Here is a 17,521-nt window from a genome sequence, read left to right on the forward strand (position 1 = left end):
GTGTCGCCGCCTTCCTGCAACGCGAATGATTTTGCGTATTCTGGCCCGGTAAGCATCAGCGCTTGCCGGGCAAACCAGTCAGACAATCACGATTCACCGCACGTTTCAGGAACCATCGCTCATGACTCAGACTTTAAGTCAGCTTGAAAACCGCGACGCCTTTATTGAACGTCACATTGGCCCGGACGCTCAGCAGCAGCAAGAGATGCTGAAGACCGTCGGCGCGGATTCGCTTAACGCCCTGATTGGCCAGATTGTGCCGCAGGATATCCAGCTGGCGACCCCACCGCAGGTGGGCGACGCGACTACCGAATTCGCCGCGCTGGCGGAGCTGAAGGCGATTGCCGGTCGCAACAAGCGCTTCAAGTCTTACATCGGCATGGGCTACACCGCCGTGCAGCTGCCTCCGGTCATTCAGCGCAACATGCTGGAAAACCCGGGCTGGTATACCGCCTATACTCCTTACCAGCCGGAAGTCTCCCAGGGCCGTCTGGAATCGCTGCTCAACTTCCAGCAGGTCACGCTGGATCTGACCGGGCTGGATATCGCTTCCGCTTCGCTGCTCGATGAAGCCACCGCCGCCGCCGAAGCGATGGCGATGGCCAAACGCGTCAGTAAACTGAAGAACGCCAACCGTTTCTTCGTTGCCGCCGATGTCCATCCGCAAACCCTGGATGTGGTGCGCACCCGTGCGGAAACTTTCGGCTTCGACGTGATCGTCGATGACGCCGACAAAGTGCTCGATCACCAGGATGTCTTTGGCGTGCTGCTGCAGCAGGTGGGCACCACCGGTGAAATCCACGATTACAGCAAACTGATCGCCGAGCTGAAAGCGCGCAAAGTGATTGTCAGCGTCGCCGCCGACTTTATGGCGCTGGTGCTGCTGACGGCGCCGGGCAAGCAGGGCGCGGATATTGTCTTCGGTTCCGCCCAACGTTTCGGCGTGCCGATGGGCTATGGCGGCCCGCACGCGGCCTTCTTCGCGGCGAAAGATGAATTCAAACGCTCCATGCCGGGCCGGATTATCGGCGTATCGAAAGATGCGGCGGGTAATACCGCGCTGCGCATGGCGATGCAGACTCGCGAGCAGCATATCCGCCGCGAGAAAGCGAACTCCAACATTTGTACCTCGCAGGTTCTGCTGGCCAACATCGCCAGCCTCTACGCGGTATTCCACGGCCCGGCGGGCCTGAAACGTATCGCTGGCCGCATTCATCGCCTGACCGATATTCTGGCCGACGGCCTGCAGAAGAAAGGGCTGAAGCTGCGTCATGCGCACTACTTCGATACCCTGTGCGTGGAAGTGGCGGATAAAGCTGCGGTGCTGGCGCGTGCCGAAGCGCTGCAGATTAACCTGCGTAGCGATATTCATGGCGCGGTTGGCATTACGCTCGATGAAGCGACCACCCGCGAAGATGTGCTGAACCTGTTCCGCGCCATCGTCGGCGACGATCACGGTCTGGATATCGATACCCTGGATAAAGACGTGGCGCTGGATAGCCGTTCGATCCCGGCGGCGATGCTGCGCGACGATGCGATCCTCACCCATCCGGTGTTTAACCGCTACCATAGCGAAACCGAGATGATGCGCTACATGCATGCGCTGGAGCGTAAAGATCTGGCGCTGAACCAGGCGATGATCCCGCTGGGCTCCTGCACCATGAAACTGAACGCCGCGGCGGAGATGATCCCGATCACCTGGCCGGAATTTGCCGAGCTGCACCCGTTCTGTCCGGTCGAGCAGGCGGAAGGTTATCATCAGATGATCGCCCAGCTTTCTGACTGGCTGGTGAAACTGACCGGCTATGACGCCGTCTGTATGCAGCCGAACTCCGGCGCGCAGGGCGAGTATGCTGGCCTGCTGGCGATTCGCCACTATCACGAAAGCCGCAACGAAGGCCATCGCGATATCTGCCTGATCCCAAGCTCCGCGCACGGCACCAACCCGGCTTCCGCGCAGATGGCGGGTATGCAGGTCGTGGTCGTTGCCTGCGACAAAAACGGCAACATCGATCTTGCCGACCTGCGTGAAAAAGCAGAGCAGGCAGGGGCGAATCTCTCCTGCATCATGGTCACCTATCCGTCAACCCACGGCGTGTATGAAGAGACCATCCGTGAAGTGTGCGAGATCGTGCACCAGTTCGGCGGCCAGGTTTATCTCGATGGCGCCAACATGAACGCCCAGGTCGGGATCACTTCTCCGGGCTTTATCGGCGCCGACGTTTCGCACCTCAACCTGCATAAAACCTTCTGCATTCCGCACGGCGGAGGCGGTCCGGGTATGGGCCCTATCGGTGTGAAAGCGCACCTGGCGCCGTTTGTACCGGGCCACAGCGTGGTACAGATTGAAGGCATGCTGACCCGTCAGGGCGCGGTTTCCGCCGCGCCGTTCGGCAGCGCTTCCATTCTGCCGATCAGCTGGATGTATATCCGCATGATGGGCGCGGAAGGCCTGAAGCAGGCGAGCCAGAACGCGATCCTTAACGCCAACTATATCGCTACCCGGCTGAAAGAGGCTTACCCGGTGCTCTATACCGGCCGCGATGGTCGCGTGGCGCACGAATGTATTCTCGATATTCGTCCGCTGAAAGAAGAGACCGGCATTAGCGAGCTGGATATTGCTAAACGCCTGATCGACTTTGGTTTCCATGCGCCGACCATGTCCTTCCCGGTTGCCGGGACGCTGATGGTTGAGCCGACAGAATCGGAAAGCAAGGTAGAGCTGGACCGCTTTATTGACGCCATGCTGGCGATCCGCGCGGAAATCGACCGCGTCAAAGCCGGTGAATGGCCGCTGGAAGACAACCCGCTGGTGAACGCGCCGCACACCCAGGGTGAGCTGGTGAGCGAGTGGAACCATCCGTACAGCCGCGAGCTGGCGGTATTCCCGGCTGGGTTGCACAACAAGTACTGGCCGACGGTGAAACGTCTGGATGATGTCTACGGCGACCGCAACCTGTTCTGCTCCTGCGTGCCGATGAGCGAATACCAGTAAGTGGTGAATTAGCTAAACTTTTAAAGGCGCTGCGGCGCCTTTATTTTTTGGAGAGAAGGTATGGCGATAGCTCTGATTAGCGGCGCGAGCCGCGGCATAGGCCGGGCGACGGCGCTGCTGCTGGCGCAGGAAGGGTATACCGTCGCGGTTAATTATCATCACAACATTAACGCCGCCACCGAAGTGGTCAATACCATTGTTGAATCTGGCGGCAAAGCCACGGCGCTGCGGGCGGATATCAGCGATGAAGCGCAGGTGATGGCGATGTTTGAGGCGGTTGACCGCATGGGCGAACCGTTGACGGCATTGGTCAACAATGCCGGGATCCTGTTTACCCAATGTACGGTGGAGAGCCTGAGCGCTGAGCGTATTAACCGCGTGCTGGTCACCAACGTCACCGGCTACTTCCTCTGTTGTCGTGAGGCGGTAAAGCGCATGGCGCATCGGCATGGCGGCAAGGGCGGGGCGATAGTTAACGTGTCGTCGGCGGCCTCGCGCCTTGGCGCGCCGGGCGAGTACGTTGACTATGCCGCGTCGAAAGGGGCGGTAGATACCCTGACCACCGGGCTGGCGCTGGAAGTGGCGGCGCAAGGGATCCGGGTGAACGGCGTGCGTCCGGGGCTGATTTATACCGAGATGCATGCTTCCGGCGGCGAACCGGGACGCGTGGACCGGGTAAAAAATTCGCTACCGATGCAGCGCGGCGGCCAGCCGGAAGAGGTCGCTCAGGCCATTGCCTGGCTGCTGAGCGACAAAGCGTCGTATGTGACGGGCAGCTTCCTCGAACTGGCGGGCGGTAAATAACCCGTAGATGTCTATTGCCCGGCGGCGCTGCGCTTGCCGGGCCTACAGGGTAACCTTCCCGGATGGCGGCTACGCCTTATCCGGGCTACCCAACGATGCGTACCCGTAGCCCGGCTGAGCGCAGCGCGAGCCGGGTAACCTTCCCGCATGCGGCTACGCCTTATCCGGGCTACCCAACGATGCCTACCCGTAGCCGGCTAAGCGCAGCGCGAGCCGGGGAAACCGACGGTCTACCAGGAGGCCAGCCACAGCCTCAGGCGCATTCCCCAACCGCTGGTCCAGCCGGTGGTGACCGACTTAACCTCGCCTCGATAAATCACCACCAGCGTTGGCGTCACCCGAATGTCCCACTGCCGCGCCAGTTGGCCGCTCGGGTCATTCACCGTCGGCAGCGTCATTTTCTTCCTGGTCAGCCACTTCTCCAGCGCGGCGTCATCGCCGGAACGCAGGGCTACCGTTAGCACATTGCCGCCGTCGGCGGCAAGTGATGCCACCGACGGCGTGGTATAGCGACAGACTCCGCACCAGGTCGCCCAGACGTACAGCAGCAGCGGCTTTTGCTGGCTCATGGCGTTCAGATCCAGCGTCCTGCCGTCGAGTGTCTGCAGCGATGTGGCGCTGACGTTTTGCGGCAGCGCGGGCTGGCGAAAATAATCCACCGCCAGGCTTACCGCCGCGCCAATCAGCAGCCACACCGCCAGCTCGCGCAGCCAGCGCCTGATTTTACTGGCCACGGGCTTTCCCCAGCTGTTCTTTCACCAGCCCCTCCAGGTCTTCAGCAGGGATCGCGCCGGCCACCATCTGATCGCCGATGATGGTCGCCGGGGTGCCCTGAATATTCAGCACCTGCGACAAAATCAGGTTCATCTTCAGCGAATCCATGGTCTTGTCATCAATACTGACGTCATCGGTGGCGGTTTTCTTCTGTGCGGCGGCGATACTGGCGTCATCGTGATAGCCTTTTTTTGCCATCAGCCGCTGATGCAGCGCCCAGAATTTATCGGGCTGCTGACGCCAGGTGGAGAGCGCGGCTTTAGCGGCATTCACCGAACTCTGCCCTTTAAACGGCAGCAGCTTAACGATGAGCTGAATATCCGGATTATCGTGGACGATTTTTTCCAGCAGCGGATCAAACTGTTTGCAGTAAGGACAGTTGTAATCGGTAAACGAGACGATTGTGAGTTTTGGCTCTTTCGCGCCGGTGCGCGGGCTATTCGGATCGTTAAACAGCAGCTGGGCTAACTGGTCATTACCGTTCGATTGCGGTTTTTCCGCCGGCGCGGCGAAGCTGAAGGCCGATACGCACAGCAGTAATAAGGCGGTGATAGCTCTCATGTTATTTTCCTTTAGCGGCGGACAGGGTGGCGAGAAGTTGTTCGCGGTCTAACAGCGCAGGCAGGATCTCTCCCTGCGGCAATCCCGGTCCGTAAATCTGGTTAAACGGCACCGCGGCGTTGCCGCGTGCGGTTAAAAACTGACTAATGTCGGCGGAGGGTCGGCTCCAGTCGCCGCGTAAGGCGACCACGTCTGGCGCTGATAGCGCCTGCTGGATGTCGTCGCGCAGCAGCACGTTGTATTTATTGGCTTTACAGGTCACGCACCAGTCGGCGGTGACATCAATAAATACCCGTTTATGCTCCGCAAGGCCGTTAGCGATAGCCTGCTCGCTGAGCGGCTGCCAGTTAACCCGGTCGCGGCGCGGGCCCTGGCCGTCCTGTTGGGCGACAAAGGCGACGGCGCCCGCCACAACGATGGCCAGAGCGCCCGCGCGCAGCGCCGTACGCCAGCGGTAGCGCCAGGCGGTGGCCAATAGCAGGCCGATGGCCAGAATCACCAGCAGGGTAAGCACCGGCGTGCGGCCGATGTGGATCGTCAGCAGGCTAACCAGCCATAGTGCTGAACCAAGCATCATTAGCCCCAACACCACGCGCAGATGATTCATCCAGCGGCCTGGACGTGGAAGTCGTTGCGCCAGCCCCGGCCAGGCGACAATAAGCAGCCACGGCAGGCTCATGCCGATCCCCATGGCGAAGAAAATCCCCCACAGCAGCGGCAACGGCGCCACCAGCGCCACCGACACGGCGGTACCGAGGAACGGCGCGGTACAGGGCGTCGCCAGCAGGGTGGCGAAGGCGCCCTGCCAAAAATGGCCCATCAAGCCGTTGCCGCCGCGGGTGGCGAGGAAGGTACTGGCGCTGGAGGAGAGACGGATTTCGAATAGTCCCAATAAACTGGCGCTGAACAGCACCATCACCAGTGCCATCGCGCCGATAAACCACGGGTTCTGGAACTGGATCCCCCAGCCGAGCGCCTGATTACCTAAGCGTAGCGCGGTCATCATCAGCGCCAGCGCCAGGAAGGAGACGACGATCCCGCATACCGAGGCGAGGAACTGCCGCCGCACCGCGCCGCGTTCGCGACGTTCGGTTTGCACCAGCGAGCCGAGCTTCATCGCCAGTACCGGCAGCACGCACGGCATGACGTTGAGAATAAGCCCGCCGGCCAGCGCCATCAGCAGCACCCAGCCTAATGCCACTCCTGCCGCGGCGCTGCCGGCGGCGACGGCGATTTGGCTTTCCTGCGCCTGGCCGCTATCGGCCAGCACCAGCGACAGCGTTTTGCCGCTCAGATCCGGCGCCGCCTCGCCCCAACTATCTGTGACCGGTACGGTGGCGGTTAACGTATCGCCGCGGCTGGTAAAACTCGGCGTGCCGAAATCGACATCCTCCATGCTGTCGATAAACAGCGCTGGCTGCTGCCAGCCGGCATCGCGGCGGGCGGTTACCGTCAGCTTTCCGCTGACGTAGCTGGCGCTAAGCGCCGAGGTGAGACCGTCGCGCAGGGGCAGCGTGCCCATCGCGCGGGTGAAATCGTAATTAAATTGCTCCCCTGCCGGAGCCGTCATATCCAGCGAAAAGGGGTAGTCAGTGAGAATGCAGACATTGCTGCAGGTAGAGAGCGTCAGGACGCCGCTAAGCGTCGGCGGTATTTTCCCGCGCAGGGTCATCGGGAAGCTGACGTCGCCGTGATACCCCTGAGTGGAAATACCCGCGACGTCGAAGCGCTGCGGCGTCGGCCAGCGCCAGTTAACCTCCAGCGGCGTGTGCCAGGCGATAGCTGGCGCGATGCCGCCTTCGCCCGGCGAACGCCAGTAGGTTTTCCAGCCCTTTCCCAGCGCTACGTCTAAAAGCAGGCGGGTGTCGCCATTGCTTCCGCTTTGCGCCCGCAGGCGCACGCTGGCGTGTTGATTGTCGGCGACGCGCAGCCAGCCGCTATCGGCGGCCTGGCTGACGGGCAGCCATAGCCAAAGCAGGCAGACCAGCAGTCGCCTGAATACCATAAACATAAATTTTCTCCGTAAGTAATAAATTAACCTGAGCTGTCAGGAGAATTAATCACTCACGGAAGACGCATAATCGCAGATGCACCCGCAATCGGGGTGGGGAGATAACGCGGGGAGGCCACTGGCGTTCGATACGCGGCGGGATCGCCGCCAGCACCGCCAGCAGCAGAGTGATAGCCAACAGCGCCCCTTCAAACAGCATCGGCGGAACGGCCATCAGCGACTTGGCGCTGAGCTCGCACGGCGTGACCGGCGCCTCGGCCTTATCCGGGTTTTGCTGTAGCGACGGGCTGTCGGCGGTGAGGTTCATGACCAGCGCGTGCATCCCGGCCATCCGCTGGGCGGTGCAGGTCAGCACCACCAGACAGGCCAGGAGGACAAAAAGAATGGCTTTGCGTTGTCGCTTAATCATGATCGCCTCAAATATTCACGCGGCCTATCTTATCGGGCGAACGCGTTTTGGCAATGGTAAAGCTGTAAAGAAGTGTCTGGCGGATAAGTGATTTGCCCCCTCCCGGCCGGGAGAGGGCGGTCAGTTACAGATTCTCACCGTTGCTGGCGATAACCGCTTTGTACCAGTTAAAGCTCTTCTTGCGCGAGCGGGACATGTCGCCGGTGCCGTCATCGTGTTTATTGACGTAGATGAAGCCGTAGCGTTTGCTGTACTGCCCGGTAGTGAAGGAGACGCAGTCGATGCAGCCCCATGGGGTATAGCCCATCAGATCGACGCCGTCATAAGTCACCGCTTTGATCATCTCTTCGACGTGGGCGCGCAGATAATCGATGCGGTAGTCATCGTTGATGCTGCCGTCAGCTTCGACTTTGTCGTAGGCGCCGAAGCCGTTTTCCACGATAAACAGCGGCTTCTGGTAGCGCTCATACAGTTCGCACAGGGCGTAGCGCAGGCCAACCGGGTCAATCTGCCAGCCCCAGTCGGAGGCTTTGACGTGCGGGTTCGGCACGCTGCCTTCGAAACCGGAAATGGCATCGCCGGTGCCGCCCTCAGCTTTCACCGCGTTGGTCATGTAGTAGCTGAAGCCGAGGTAGGCGCAGGTGCCTTCGCGCAGGATCTGCGTGTCGCCGTCTTCCATTTTGATGTTGAAGCCACGGCGTTCCCATTCATTCAACACATAGCTCGGGTAGTAACCGCGTAACTGGACATCGGTAAAGACGTAGCGTTCGCGCATCGACTCCTGGGCGAACATGACATCTTCCGGTTTGCAGGAATAAGGGTAGAGGGCGACCATCGCCAGCATGCAGCCGACCTGCATTTCCGGGTTGATACGACGGGCCGCTTTCACCGCCAGCGCGCTGGCGACGAACTGGTGATGCAGCACCTGGTACATGGTCTCTTCCGGATTTTCATGCTCGGTATAGACCACGCCGGAACAGCAGTAGCCGAACAGCGGCGCGCGCCAGTTGCGCTGGTTATTGATCTCGTTGAAGGTCATCCAGTATTTCACTTTGTGCTTATAGCGCTCGAAGACCACTTCGGCGAAGCGTACAAAGAAATCGACCACTTTGCGGTTGGTCCAGCCGCCGTACTGCTGTACCAGATGCAGCGGCATTTCAAAGTGGGAAAGGGTGATCACCGGCTCGATGTTGTACTTCAGCAGTTCATCGAACATGTCATCGTAGAATTTCAGCCCTTCTTCATTCGGCTGAGTTTCGTCGCCCTGCGGGAAGATGCGGGTCCAGGCAATAGAGGTGCGGAAGCACTTGAAGCCCATCTCGGCGAACAGCTTGATGTCTTCTTTGTAGTGGCCGTAGAAATCGACCGCTTCATGATTAGGGTAATATTTACCCGCTTCGACCTGGTGGGTGATTTCGCGCGGTACGCCGTGCGCCCCGCCGGTCAGCACGTCGCAGATGCTCGGGCCTTTGCCGCCTTTATTCCAGCCGCCTTCAACCTGATGCGCGGCGACCGCGCCGCCCCACAAAAAGTCTTTGGGAAGAGTCAATTTTTTCATCTTTGCTAATCTCTCTGAATAACTATTGCGATTGAGTCTAGCAAAGCGAAATTGAATGTCACGATATAACAAATTCCGCTAAACGTAATATGTTACATCGAAAAAACAGGCTGTTATTTTTAGCTGATTTTGCGCGCTAATTTACGTCCCAGCGATTCAAGGATATAGATCACCGGAATTTGCGTTGTAATATCGTAGACGCCGCCGATGCGCGTCTGCGGCACGTGCCAGGAGAGATTGAAATCAGCCAGTTTCGCCAGTCGCGAATGCTCGTGGCTGGTAATCGACATCACCTTGCAGCGGTGCAGGCTGAACTGGCTGGCGAAGCGCAGGATCTCTTCGGTTTCGCCGGAGACGGAAAGCACGATCGCCAGCGCGTTACGGGCCATATCATTGGTTACCGGAAAATAGGGGTCGTCAATATGGTTGCTGAATTTACCGACGTTGGAAAAGAAGCGTGCGCCATATTTCGCCAGCGCGCCGGAGGTGCCGGCGCCGACGAAAATAATACGTTCCGAAGCGAGAATAATATCCACGGCCTGCTCGAGTAATTCATCGAACTCGTCATTATTGACGCTTTTAAAAAAGCTCATAATTTCGCTGGCGCCGATATTTGCCTGTTGAGGCTCATTCTGCTCAAGATATAATTTAAAGCGTACGCGAAATTCAGAGTAGCCCTCGCACTGCAGTTTGCGGCAGAAGCGCAACACGGTGGTGGTGGAGACCCCGGCGGCCTCGGCCAGTTCGCGGATGGTCATGTACATCACTTTGTCACGATTCTTAATGACATAGTGATAGACCATCATCTCAAGATTATTGAGACTGGCGACAGCGGCGTGGGAGAACATACTCACAGTGGCGAACTCACAATTCATAATGACCAGGACGGAATTATATCATGCAGGCCAATGACATTACCTTTTTTCAGCGTTTTCAGGAGGACATCCTTGCCGGGCGCAAAACGATTACTATCCGCGATGCGGCGGAATCGCATTTTAAACCGGGTGACGTCCTGCGCGTTGGGCGCTATGAAGATGACGGCTATTTTTGCACCATCGCCGTGACCGCCACCTCGACGGTGACGCTCGATACGCTAACTGAACAGCATGCTCAACAGGAGAATATGACCCTCGAACAACTGCGGCAGGTGATTAGGGAAATCTATCCTGCGGAAGATCGGTTTTATGTTATTGAATTCAAACGCCTTTAAATAAAACCGGCACAGCTGTTAGTTGAAATAACATTGTAACATTATGATTTTAATGTATTTACAAATATACATCGTTTTATTTTAGCTAACAGATGTTCACTGGAATCATTCTCAGTTACCCTAAGTGGGCAATGAAAGCGTTCTTGTTTTCACGGAGTCAAATATGGTGCGCAAACCATTAATCACTCAGGGATATTCTCTGGCAGAGGAAGTTGCCAACAGCATCAGCCACGGGATCGGGCTGGTGTTCGGTATTGTCGGCCTCGTGTTGCTGCTGGTGCAGGCGGTAGACACCAACGCCAGCGCGACGGCGATCACCAGCTACAGCCTGTACGGCGGCAGCATGATTATGCTGTTCCTCGCCTCTACGCTCTATCACGCGATCCCGCATCAGCGGGCGAAACAGTGGCTGAAAAAGTTCGACCACTGCGCTATCTACCTGCTGATTGCCGGGACCTACACGCCGTTCTTGCTGGTGGGGTTGAATTCACCGCTGGCGAAGGGGCTGATGATCGTCATCTGGAGCCTGGCCCTGCTGGGGATCCTGTTTAAGCTGACCATCGCGCACCGCTTTAAAATTCTGTCGCTGGTGACTTATCTGACCATGGGCTGGCTGTCGCTTATCGTGGTCTATCAGCTGGCAGTGAAGCTGGCGGTGGGCGGCGTAACGCTGCTGGCGGTCGGCGGGGTGGTGTACTCGCTGGGGGTTATCTTCTACGTCTGCAAACGTATTCCCTATAACCACGCTATCTGGCACGGCTTCGTGCTCGGCGGCAGCGTGTGTCACTTCCTGGCGATCTATCTGTACGTCGGCCAGTCCTGATTAAACTTCCACGGTGGCGCTGCGCTTACCGTGGCTACGGTTATCTGCGGCCTGGAAATCCCACGGTGGCGCTGCGCTTACCGTGGCTACGATACTCTGCGGCCTGGAAATCCCACGGTGGCGCTGCGCTTACTGTGGCTACGGTTATCTGCGGCCTGGAAATCCCACGGTGGCGCTACGCTTACCGTGGCTACGGTTATCTGCCGCCTGGAAATCCCACGGTGGCGCTGCGCTTACTGTGGCTACGGTTATCTGCGGCCTGGAAATCCCACGGTGGCGCTGCGCTTACCGTGGCTACGGTTATCTGCGGCCTGGAAATCCCACGGTGGCGCTGCGCTTACCGTGGCTACGGTATTTGCAGTCAAGTAGCCCGGCTAAGGCGCGAGCGCCGCAAGCCGGGAGTCATAACGCTTTATTACGCGTCTTCCAGTGAATAGGGCAGCGGTTCGATGCGCAGGCTGCCGGCATCGTCGCGCACGCGGAAGATGCTGTCCGGCTCCATATCGTTATTCATCACCACCTGCACCAGCAACTGGCCATCATCCAGCTGAACCGCCGCAAGCACCGTCCCGGTGCGGCGCCAGTTGTCGCCCATTTTCAGCTCCAGATCTTCCCCCGCTTCCGGCACCCGGCTGGCGGTCCCTGACAGCGTCCACAGCGCGCGCTTATTGGCGCCGCGGAATTTCGCCCGCGCCACCATCTCCTGACCGGTGTAGCAGCCTTTCCTGAAGCTGATACCGCCCAGCGCCTGCAGGTTGGTCGCCTGCGGAATGAACTGCCCGCTGTTGGCGCTGTCGATAACCGGCAGACCGGCTTCAATATTCAGCGCCAGCCACTGCTGGCTGTTATTGAGCTGCGCTTCGCCGCGCAGCGCATCGGTAACGCGATTGGCGGTGTCGACATCAGTCACCAGCAGGAAGCGTTCACCTGGATGTTCAAACCACAGCAGGCTGGTGGCGCCTTCGCTGACCACCGGGGCGGCCGCGTCGGGCAGGGCAGCGAACAGCGGCGCCAGCGCGGCGCGCGCCTGGAAGCCGGCCACCCCCAACAGAACCAGATCGTCGTTGGCGGCGATGGTGACTTTAGAGAAGACGGCATATTTTTTCAGTTCGGTCAGCTGTACGTCGCGCAGGCTGCGGCGCTCGATCCATGCGAAGCCGCCGTCGCGGCGGAATACGCGCAGATTGCTCCACATCTTGCCTTTGGCGTCACAGTGGGCGGCAAGCAGATGCTGAGCATCGGTGAGATTGCTCACATCGGCGGTAATCTGCCCCTGCAGATATTTTTCGCTATCCGGCCCGCTAATCGTCGCCAGCGCCCAGTCATCCAGGGTCATCAGCGTTAACGGCAGACGAGCGGAAGAGGAAGGCTGACGCGGAGGAAAAGGTGTAAAAGCCATAGTCATATCCTGAATCGCTTAACGCAGTGTGTGTGACCAATGGTAAAAGAGCTATAGTGCATTGCAAGTGCTTTCAACAGGCCATTTGTGCGCTGGCGTGAGACAGTCGCCTGACGCAGGGAATCAATAAGCCCATCATTATTTTATGGTTTTTATGGAAGGATGCTCGCATTCAGCGATATTCCTGTAAAGTTACGGCAGAAAACGGGTTAAACTAACCTATATTTTGCTGCTGGAAGGTCAACATGGACATTAACAATAAAGCACGTATCCACTGGGCATGCCGCCGCGGGATGCGCGAACTCGACATCTCCATCATGCCGTTCTTTGAGTATGAGTACGATACCCTCAGCGACGCTGACAAACAGCTGTTCATTCGCCTGCTGGAAAATGACGATCCGGATCTGTTCAACTGGCTGATGAACCACGGCAAACCGGCCGATGCGGAGCTGCAGCGGATGGTAACCTTAATTCAGACACGGAATCGGGAACGTGGTCCTGTGGCAATCTGATCTCCGTATCTCCTGGCGCGCGCAGTGGTTTTCCCTGCTGCTCCACGGCGTTGTGGCGGCGCTGGTGCTGTTGGTTCCCTGGCCGCTAAGCTACACCCCGATCTGGCTGCTGCTGTTGTCGCTGGTAGTGTTTGACTGCGTGCGCAGCCAGCGGCGGATCCATGCCCGTCGCGGAGAGATAAAACTGCTCACCGATTCCCGTCTTCGCTGGCAAAACGCCGAATGGGAGATCCTCGGGACGCCGTGGGTCATCAATAGCGGTATGCTGCTGCGTTTACGCCATGTCGATACCCGGCGCGGGCAGCATCTGTGGCTGGCGGCGGATAGCATGGATGCCGGAGAATGGCGCGATCTGCGCCGGCTGGTGCTGCAAAAACCGGCGCAGGAGTAAGCGGCGTCAGGAGAAGTGTTCGGCCATTTCGCCGAGGATCTGCTCGCACCAGCTCTGGATGCGCTCGTCGCTCAGGTCGTACTGATTGGTTTCATCCAGCGCCAGGCCAACGAACAGTTGGCCATCGGCGATAACCGGTTTTGGACTGGTGAACTCATAGCCTTCGGTTGGCCAGTAGCCGACAAACTTCACGCCTTTGGTCGCCAGCTTGTCGTGCAGCATGCCCAGTGCGTCAAGGAACCATTCGCCATAGCCCAGCTGATCGCCCATGCCGTACAGTGCGACGATTTTGCCTTCCAGGTCCAGGGTATCCAGTTGCTCCCAGACCGCCTCCCAGTCTTCCTGAATTTCGCCGAAATCCCAGGTCGGGATGCCGAGGATCAGTACGTCGTACTGGCTCATCAGCGCGGGGGAATCGTCTTTCAGATTGTGCAGCGTCACCAGCTCAGGGCCGATGATATCGCGGATTTTCTCCGCAGCCATTTCGGTATAGCAGGTACTGGAGCCGTAAAAAAGACCTATATTCATCGCGTAAACGTCTCAATTCTTGCCGTGAATTGCGCCCAGTGTACCAGAAAGGCGGCCTCTTAAGGCATAATGAGACCGTATAACGAACAAAGAGGCCGATGTGAAACAGGATCTGGCACAAATCGAACAGTTTCTCGATGCCCTTTGGCTGGAGCGGAATCTGGCGGAGAATACGCTCAGCGCTTACCGTCGCGATCTGACGATGTTAGTCGAGTGGCTGCACCATCGCGGCCTGTCGCTGGCCAGCGTCGGCAGCGACGATCTGCAGGCGCTGCTGGCCGAGCGGCAAACCGGCGGCTACAAAGCAACGAGCACCGCACGTCTGCTCAGCGCCGTGCGCCGGTTCTTCCAGCATCTGTACCGGGAAAAAATTCGCCCGGACGATCCCAGCGCGCTGCTGGCTTCGCCGAAGCTGCCGCAGCGGTTGCCGAAGGATCTCAGCGAGGCGCAGGTTGAACGTCTGCTGCAGGCGCCGCTGGTGGAGCAGCCGCTGGAGTTACGCGATAAGGCGATGCTGGAAGTGCTGTATGCCACCGGCCTGCGCGTCTCGGAACTGGTTGGCCTGACGATGAGCGATATCAGCCTGCGTCAGGGCGTGTTGCGGGTCATTGGTAAAGGCAACAAAGAACGTCTGGTGCCGCTGGGCGAAGAGGCGGTAATGTGGGTAGAAAATTACCTCGAATATGGTCGCCCGTGGCTACTGAATGGCGTGGCGTCGGATGTCTTATTTCCCAGCCAGCGCGCACAGCAGATGACGCGTCAGACCTTCTGGCACCGCATTAAACACTATGCCGTCCTGGCGGGGATCGACAGCGCGAAACTCTCCCCGCACGTATTACGCCATGCCTTCGCCACGCATTTGCTCAATCACGGCGCCGACCTGCGCGTGGTGCAGATGCTGTTAGGACACAGCGATCTCTCCACCACGCAGATCTACACCCACGTGGCGACCGAGCGTCTGCGACAACTTCATCAACAGCACCACCCGCGGGCGTGAGTGCTGAACAAAAGGACTGAGTATGAAAAAAGGTTTATTGATGTTCACTCTGCTGGCAGCCTCGCTTTCCGGCGCGGCGCATGCCGATAGCGCGGCGATCAAACAGTCGCTGGCGAAGCTGGGTGTGCAGAGTACCGATATCCAACCGTCGCCGGTTTCCGGGATGAGCACGGTGCTGACCGACAGCGGCGTTCTGTACGTCACTGACGATGGCAAACACATCATCCAGGGGCCGATGTACGATGTGAGCGGCGCGCAGCCGGTCAACGTCACCAACCAGTTGCTGGTCGGTAAGCTGAACACGCTGAGCAACGAGATGATTGTCTATAAAGCGCCGAAGGAGCAGCACGTCATCACCGTCTTCACCGATATCACCTGCGGCTACTGCCATAAATTGCACGAGCAGATGAGCGACTACAACGCGCTGGGCATCACCGTGCGCTATCTGGCCTTCCCGCGCCAGGGGCTGCAGAGCCAGGCCGAGCAGGACATGAAGGCCATCTGGTGTGCGAAAGATCGCAACAAAGCGCTGGATGACGCCATGAACGGCAAAGGCGTGCAGCCGGCAAGCTGCAATGTGGATATCGCCAAACATTACACCCTCGGCGTGCAGATGGGCGTCAACGGCACCCCGGCGATGGTTCTCAGCAACGGTATGGTGTTGCCGGGCTATCAGGGGCCGAAAGAGCTGAAAGCGTTCCTCGACGAGCATAAAAAACAGACAAGCGGTAACTGATTCGCGTGAAACAACAGATACAACTACGCCGCCGTGAGGCGGTTGACGGCGTCGATCTCCCTGCCGACCTGCCGCCGCTGCTGCAGCGGCTGTATGCCAGCCGCGGCGTGCGCAGCGCGCAGGAGCTGGAGCGCAGCGTCAAAGGCATGCTGCCGTGGACGCAGCTCACCGGCGTTGAAAAAGCGGTTGAAATGCTGCATGAGGCTTTCGAGAAAGGGTTACATATTGTGGTGGTCGGCGATTTTGATGCCGACGGCGCCACCAGTACCGCCCTTAGCGTGCTGGCGCTACGCGCGCTGGGCTACGGTAACGTCTCCTATCTTGTGCCCAACCGTTTTGAAGACGGCTACGGTTTAAGCCCGGAAGTGGTCGATCAGGCGCACGCCCGCGGCGCGCAGATGATCATGACCGTTGATAACGGCATTTCGTCACATGCCGGTGTCGATCACGCCCATGCGTTGGGCATTCCGGTGCTGGTGACCGATCACCACCTGCCGGGCGAGACGCTACCGGCGGCCGAGGCCATCGTTAACCCTAACCTGCGCGATTGTGACTTCCCGTCGAAATCACTGGCCGGGGTGGGGGTGGCGTTTTATCTGATGCTGGCGCTGCGTACTTTCCTGCGCGATAAAGGCTGGTTCGACGCCCGCGGCATAGCCGCGCCGAACCTGGCTGAGCTGCTGGATCTGGTGGCGCTGGGCACCGTCGCGGACGTCGTGCCGCTGGATGCCAACAACCGCATCCTGACCTGGCAGGGGTTAAGCCGCATTCGCGCCGGCAAATGTCGGCCAGGCATTAAAGCGCTGCTGGAAATTGCCAACCGTGACCCGCAAAAACTGGCGGCCAGCGACCTCGGTTTCGCCCTTGGGCCGCGCCTCAATGCGGCGGGGCGGCTGGATGATATGTCCGTCGGCGTGGCGCTGCTGCTGTGCGATAACATCGGCGAAGCGCGCGTGTTAGCCAATGAGCTTGATGCGCTCAACCAGACGCGTAAAGAGATTGAACAGGGGATGCAGGCCGAAGCGTTGACCCTGTGTCAGCAACTGGAACGCAGCAGCGACACCCTGCCTGGCGGGCTGGCGATGTACCATCCGCAGTGGCATCAGGGGGTGGTTGGCATTCTGGCATCACGCATTAAGGAGCGCTTCCATCGCCCGGTTATCGCTTTTGCGCCGACCGGCGACGGCACGCTCAAAGGTTCCGGCCGCTCTATTCAGGGGCTGCACATGCGCGATGCGCTGGAGCGCCTGGATACGCTCTATCCGGGACTGATCCTGAAGTTCGGCGGCCATGCGATGGCGGCGGGTTTATCGCTGGAAGAGGCGCGCTTTGAGGAGTTTCAACAGCGCTTCGGCGAGCTGGTGACCGAGTGGCTGGATCCTTCACTGTTGCAGGGTGAGGTGGTCTCCGACGGCCCGCTGGCGGCGACGGAGATGAGCATGGAAGTGGCGCAGATGCTGCGCGATGCCGGACCATGGGGGCAGATGTTCCCGGAACCGTTGTTTGATGGCCGTTTTCGCCTGCTGCAGCAGCGGCTGGTGGGCGAGCGTCACCTGAAAGTGATGGTCGAACCGGTTGGCGGCGGCCCGCTGCTGGACGGTATTGCTTTCAACGTTGATACTTCCATTTGGCCGGACAACGGCGTGCGCGAAGTGCAGTTAGCCTACAAGCTCGACATCAACGAGTTCCGCGGCAACCGCAGCCTGCAGCTGATCATCGATCACCTCTGGCCAAATTGACAACAGTGTATGAATAAGGGCGCGAATCCGGTAGAATTCCGCTCTTATCACCGCATTTTGACAAATCCATTAAA

The 17,521-nt window shown here is 58.9% G+C and carries 17 protein-coding genes; 9 read left to right on the top strand and 8 right to left on the bottom strand.

Annotated features, from left to right (window positions below):
- Positions 1–121: 121 nt before the first annotated feature.
- Both gcvP and DTA24_RS04395 read left to right on the top strand, forming a co-directional pair.
- Positions 122–2,995 (top strand): aminomethyl-transferring glycine dehydrogenase, encoded by a 2,874-nt coding sequence (gene gcvP / locus DTA24_RS04390; RefSeq protein WP_012540583.1) that lies wholly within the window; start codon positions 122–124, stop codon positions 2,993–2,995.
- A gap of 60 nt (positions 2,996–3,055) precedes the next feature.
- The gene (locus DTA24_RS04395) at positions 3,056–3,799 is read left to right on the top strand and encodes an SDR family oxidoreductase (RefSeq protein WP_114500636.1); all 744 of its coding nucleotides are present in this window, start codon (positions 3,056–3,058) and stop codon (positions 3,797–3,799) included.
- Between the two features lie 230 nt (positions 3,800–4,029).
- Here DTA24_RS04395 and DTA24_RS04400 read toward each other — a convergent pair whose 3' ends face one another.
- From DTA24_RS04400 to DTA24_RS04425, 6 genes are all read right to left on the bottom strand, one after another.
- Complete coding sequence (locus DTA24_RS04400) at positions 4,030–4,533, bottom strand: protein disulfide oxidoreductase (RefSeq protein ID WP_110196468.1); 504 nt, start codon at positions 4,531–4,533, stop codon at positions 4,030–4,032.
- Positions 4,523–5,134, bottom strand: a complete 612-nt coding sequence (locus DTA24_RS04405) for a DsbA family protein (RefSeq protein WP_040968864.1) — start codon at positions 5,132–5,134, stop codon at positions 4,523–4,525. The genes DTA24_RS04400 and DTA24_RS04405 overlap by 11 nt, the downstream gene beginning before the upstream one ends.
- A 1-nt stretch (position 5,135) precedes the next feature.
- Entirely contained in the window at positions 5,136–7,145 is a 2,010-nt protein-coding gene (locus DTA24_RS04410; RefSeq protein WP_123836575.1) for a protein-disulfide reductase DsbD family protein, read from the bottom strand.
- Between the two features lie 49 nt (positions 7,146–7,194).
- Complete coding sequence (locus DTA24_RS04415; protein WP_012967243.1) at positions 7,195–7,554, bottom strand: hypothetical protein; 360 nt, start codon at positions 7,552–7,554, stop codon at positions 7,195–7,197.
- 124 nt (positions 7,555–7,678) lie between these two features.
- Complete coding sequence (gene bglA, locus DTA24_RS04420; RefSeq protein ID WP_038421785.1) at positions 7,679–9,112, bottom strand: 6-phospho-beta-glucosidase BglA; 1,434 nt, start codon at positions 9,110–9,112, stop codon at positions 7,679–7,681.
- A gap of 119 nt (positions 9,113–9,231) precedes the next feature.
- Positions 9,232–9,960 carry a MurR/RpiR family transcriptional regulator gene (locus tag DTA24_RS04425; protein ID WP_012967245.1) on the bottom strand — a complete coding sequence of 243 codons (729 nt, stop codon included), beginning with the start codon at positions 9,958–9,960 and terminating at the stop codon, positions 9,232–9,234.
- Positions 9,961–10,010: 50 nt separating this feature from the next.
- Here DTA24_RS04425 and yqfB point away from each other — a divergent pair, with 50 nt between their 5' ends.
- Positions 10,011–10,322 (top strand): N(4)-acetylcytidine aminohydrolase, encoded by a 312-nt coding sequence (yqfB, locus tag DTA24_RS04430; RefSeq protein ID WP_008806430.1) that lies wholly within the window; start codon positions 10,011–10,013, stop codon positions 10,320–10,322.
- A 163-nt stretch (positions 10,323–10,485) separates the two neighbouring features.
- Positions 10,486–11,145 carry a PAQR family membrane homeostasis protein TrhA gene (gene trhA / locus DTA24_RS04435; protein WP_008806429.1) on the top strand — a complete coding sequence of 220 codons (660 nt, stop codon included), beginning with the start codon at positions 10,486–10,488 and terminating at the stop codon, positions 11,143–11,145.
- Between the two features lie 415 nt (positions 11,146–11,560).
- Here the strand turns inward: trhA and ygfZ are convergent, their stop codons facing one another.
- The gene (gene ygfZ, locus DTA24_RS04440; RefSeq protein WP_012967246.1) at positions 11,561–12,544 is read right to left on the bottom strand and encodes a tRNA-modifying protein YgfZ; all 984 of its coding nucleotides are present in this window, start codon (positions 12,542–12,544) and stop codon (positions 11,561–11,563) included.
- Between the two features lie 245 nt (positions 12,545–12,789).
- On the opposite strand from ygfZ, the gene sdhE reads away from it, so the two are divergent.
- A complete protein-coding gene (gene sdhE, locus DTA24_RS04445; RefSeq protein WP_002916312.1) occupies positions 12,790–13,056 on the top strand; it encodes an FAD assembly factor SdhE in 267 nt (88 codons plus the stop codon).
- Positions 13,037–13,447, top strand: coding sequence for a protein YgfX (locus tag DTA24_RS04450; RefSeq protein ID WP_002916310.1), 411 nt, complete (start codon positions 13,037–13,039; stop codon positions 13,445–13,447). Before sdhE ends, DTA24_RS04450 begins: the two co-directional genes overlap by 20 nt.
- A 6-nt stretch (positions 13,448–13,453) precedes the next feature.
- Here the strand turns inward: DTA24_RS04450 and fldB are convergent, their stop codons facing one another.
- Positions 13,454–13,975 (bottom strand): flavodoxin FldB, encoded by a 522-nt coding sequence (fldB, locus tag DTA24_RS04455; RefSeq protein ID WP_008806427.1) that lies wholly within the window; start codon positions 13,973–13,975, stop codon positions 13,454–13,456.
- 100 nt (positions 13,976–14,075) lie between these two features.
- Between fldB and xerD the strand changes: the two genes are divergently transcribed.
- From xerD to recJ, 3 genes are read left to right on the top strand one after another with little or no spacing between them, the layout of a single operon-like run.
- Complete coding sequence (gene xerD / locus DTA24_RS04460) at positions 14,076–14,972, top strand: site-specific tyrosine recombinase XerD (protein ID WP_008806426.1); 897 nt, start codon at positions 14,076–14,078, stop codon at positions 14,970–14,972.
- A 22-nt stretch (positions 14,973–14,994) separates the two neighbouring features.
- Positions 14,995–15,708 (top strand): bifunctional protein-disulfide isomerase/oxidoreductase DsbC, encoded by a 714-nt coding sequence (gene dsbC / locus DTA24_RS04465; RefSeq protein ID WP_072124461.1) that lies wholly within the window; start codon positions 14,995–14,997, stop codon positions 15,706–15,708.
- A gap of 5 nt (positions 15,709–15,713) precedes the next feature.
- Positions 15,714–17,447 (top strand): single-stranded-DNA-specific exonuclease RecJ, encoded by a 1,734-nt coding sequence (gene recJ / locus DTA24_RS04470; RefSeq protein ID WP_012540594.1) that lies wholly within the window; start codon positions 15,714–15,716, stop codon positions 17,445–17,447.
- Positions 17,448–17,521 lie beyond the last annotated feature (74 nt).

Source organism: Klebsiella sp. P1CD1, assembly GCF_003790505.1.
Taxonomy (GTDB): domain Bacteria; phylum Pseudomonadota; class Gammaproteobacteria; order Enterobacterales; family Enterobacteriaceae; genus Klebsiella; species Klebsiella variicola.

Coding starts and splice junctions, on each gene's coding strand:
- DTA24_RS04415 (WP_012967243.1), bottom strand. CDS start 7,554: ATGATTAAGCGACAACGCAAAGCCATTCTTTTTGTCCTCCTGGCCTGT.
- DTA24_RS04410 (WP_123836575.1), bottom strand. CDS start 7,145: ATGTTTATGGTATTCAGGCGACTGCTGGTCTGCCTGCTTTGGCTATGG.
- DTA24_RS04395 (WP_114500636.1), top strand. CDS start 3,056: ATGGCGATAGCTCTGATTAGCGGCGCGAGCCGCGGCATAGGCCGGGCG.
- DTA24_RS04425 (WP_012967245.1), bottom strand. CDS start 9,960: ATGTTCTCCCACGCCGCTGTCGCCAGTCTCAATAATCTTGAGATGATG.
- yqfB (WP_008806430.1), top strand. CDS start 10,011: ATGCAGGCCAATGACATTACCTTTTTTCAGCGTTTTCAGGAGGACATC.
- sdhE (WP_002916312.1), top strand. CDS start 12,790: ATGGACATTAACAATAAAGCACGTATCCACTGGGCATGCCGCCGCGGG.
- dsbC (WP_072124461.1), top strand. CDS start 14,995: ATGAAAAAAGGTTTATTGATGTTCACTCTGCTGGCAGCCTCGCTTTCC.
- trhA (WP_008806429.1), top strand. CDS start 10,486: ATGGTGCGCAAACCATTAATCACTCAGGGATATTCTCTGGCAGAGGAA.
- bglA (WP_038421785.1), bottom strand. CDS start 9,112: ATGAAAAAATTGACTCTTCCCAAAGACTTTTTGTGGGGCGGCGCGGTC.
- fldB (WP_008806427.1), bottom strand. CDS start 13,975: ATGAATATAGGTCTTTTTTACGGCTCCAGTACCTGCTATACCGAAATG.
- DTA24_RS04405 (WP_040968864.1), bottom strand. CDS start 5,134: ATGAGAGCTATCACCGCCTTATTACTGCTGTGCGTATCGGCCTTCAGC.
- ygfZ (WP_012967246.1), bottom strand. CDS start 12,544: ATGGCTTTTACACCTTTTCCTCCGCGTCAGCCTTCCTCTTCCGCTCGT.
- gcvP (WP_012540583.1), top strand. CDS start 122: ATGACTCAGACTTTAAGTCAGCTTGAAAACCGCGACGCCTTTATTGAA.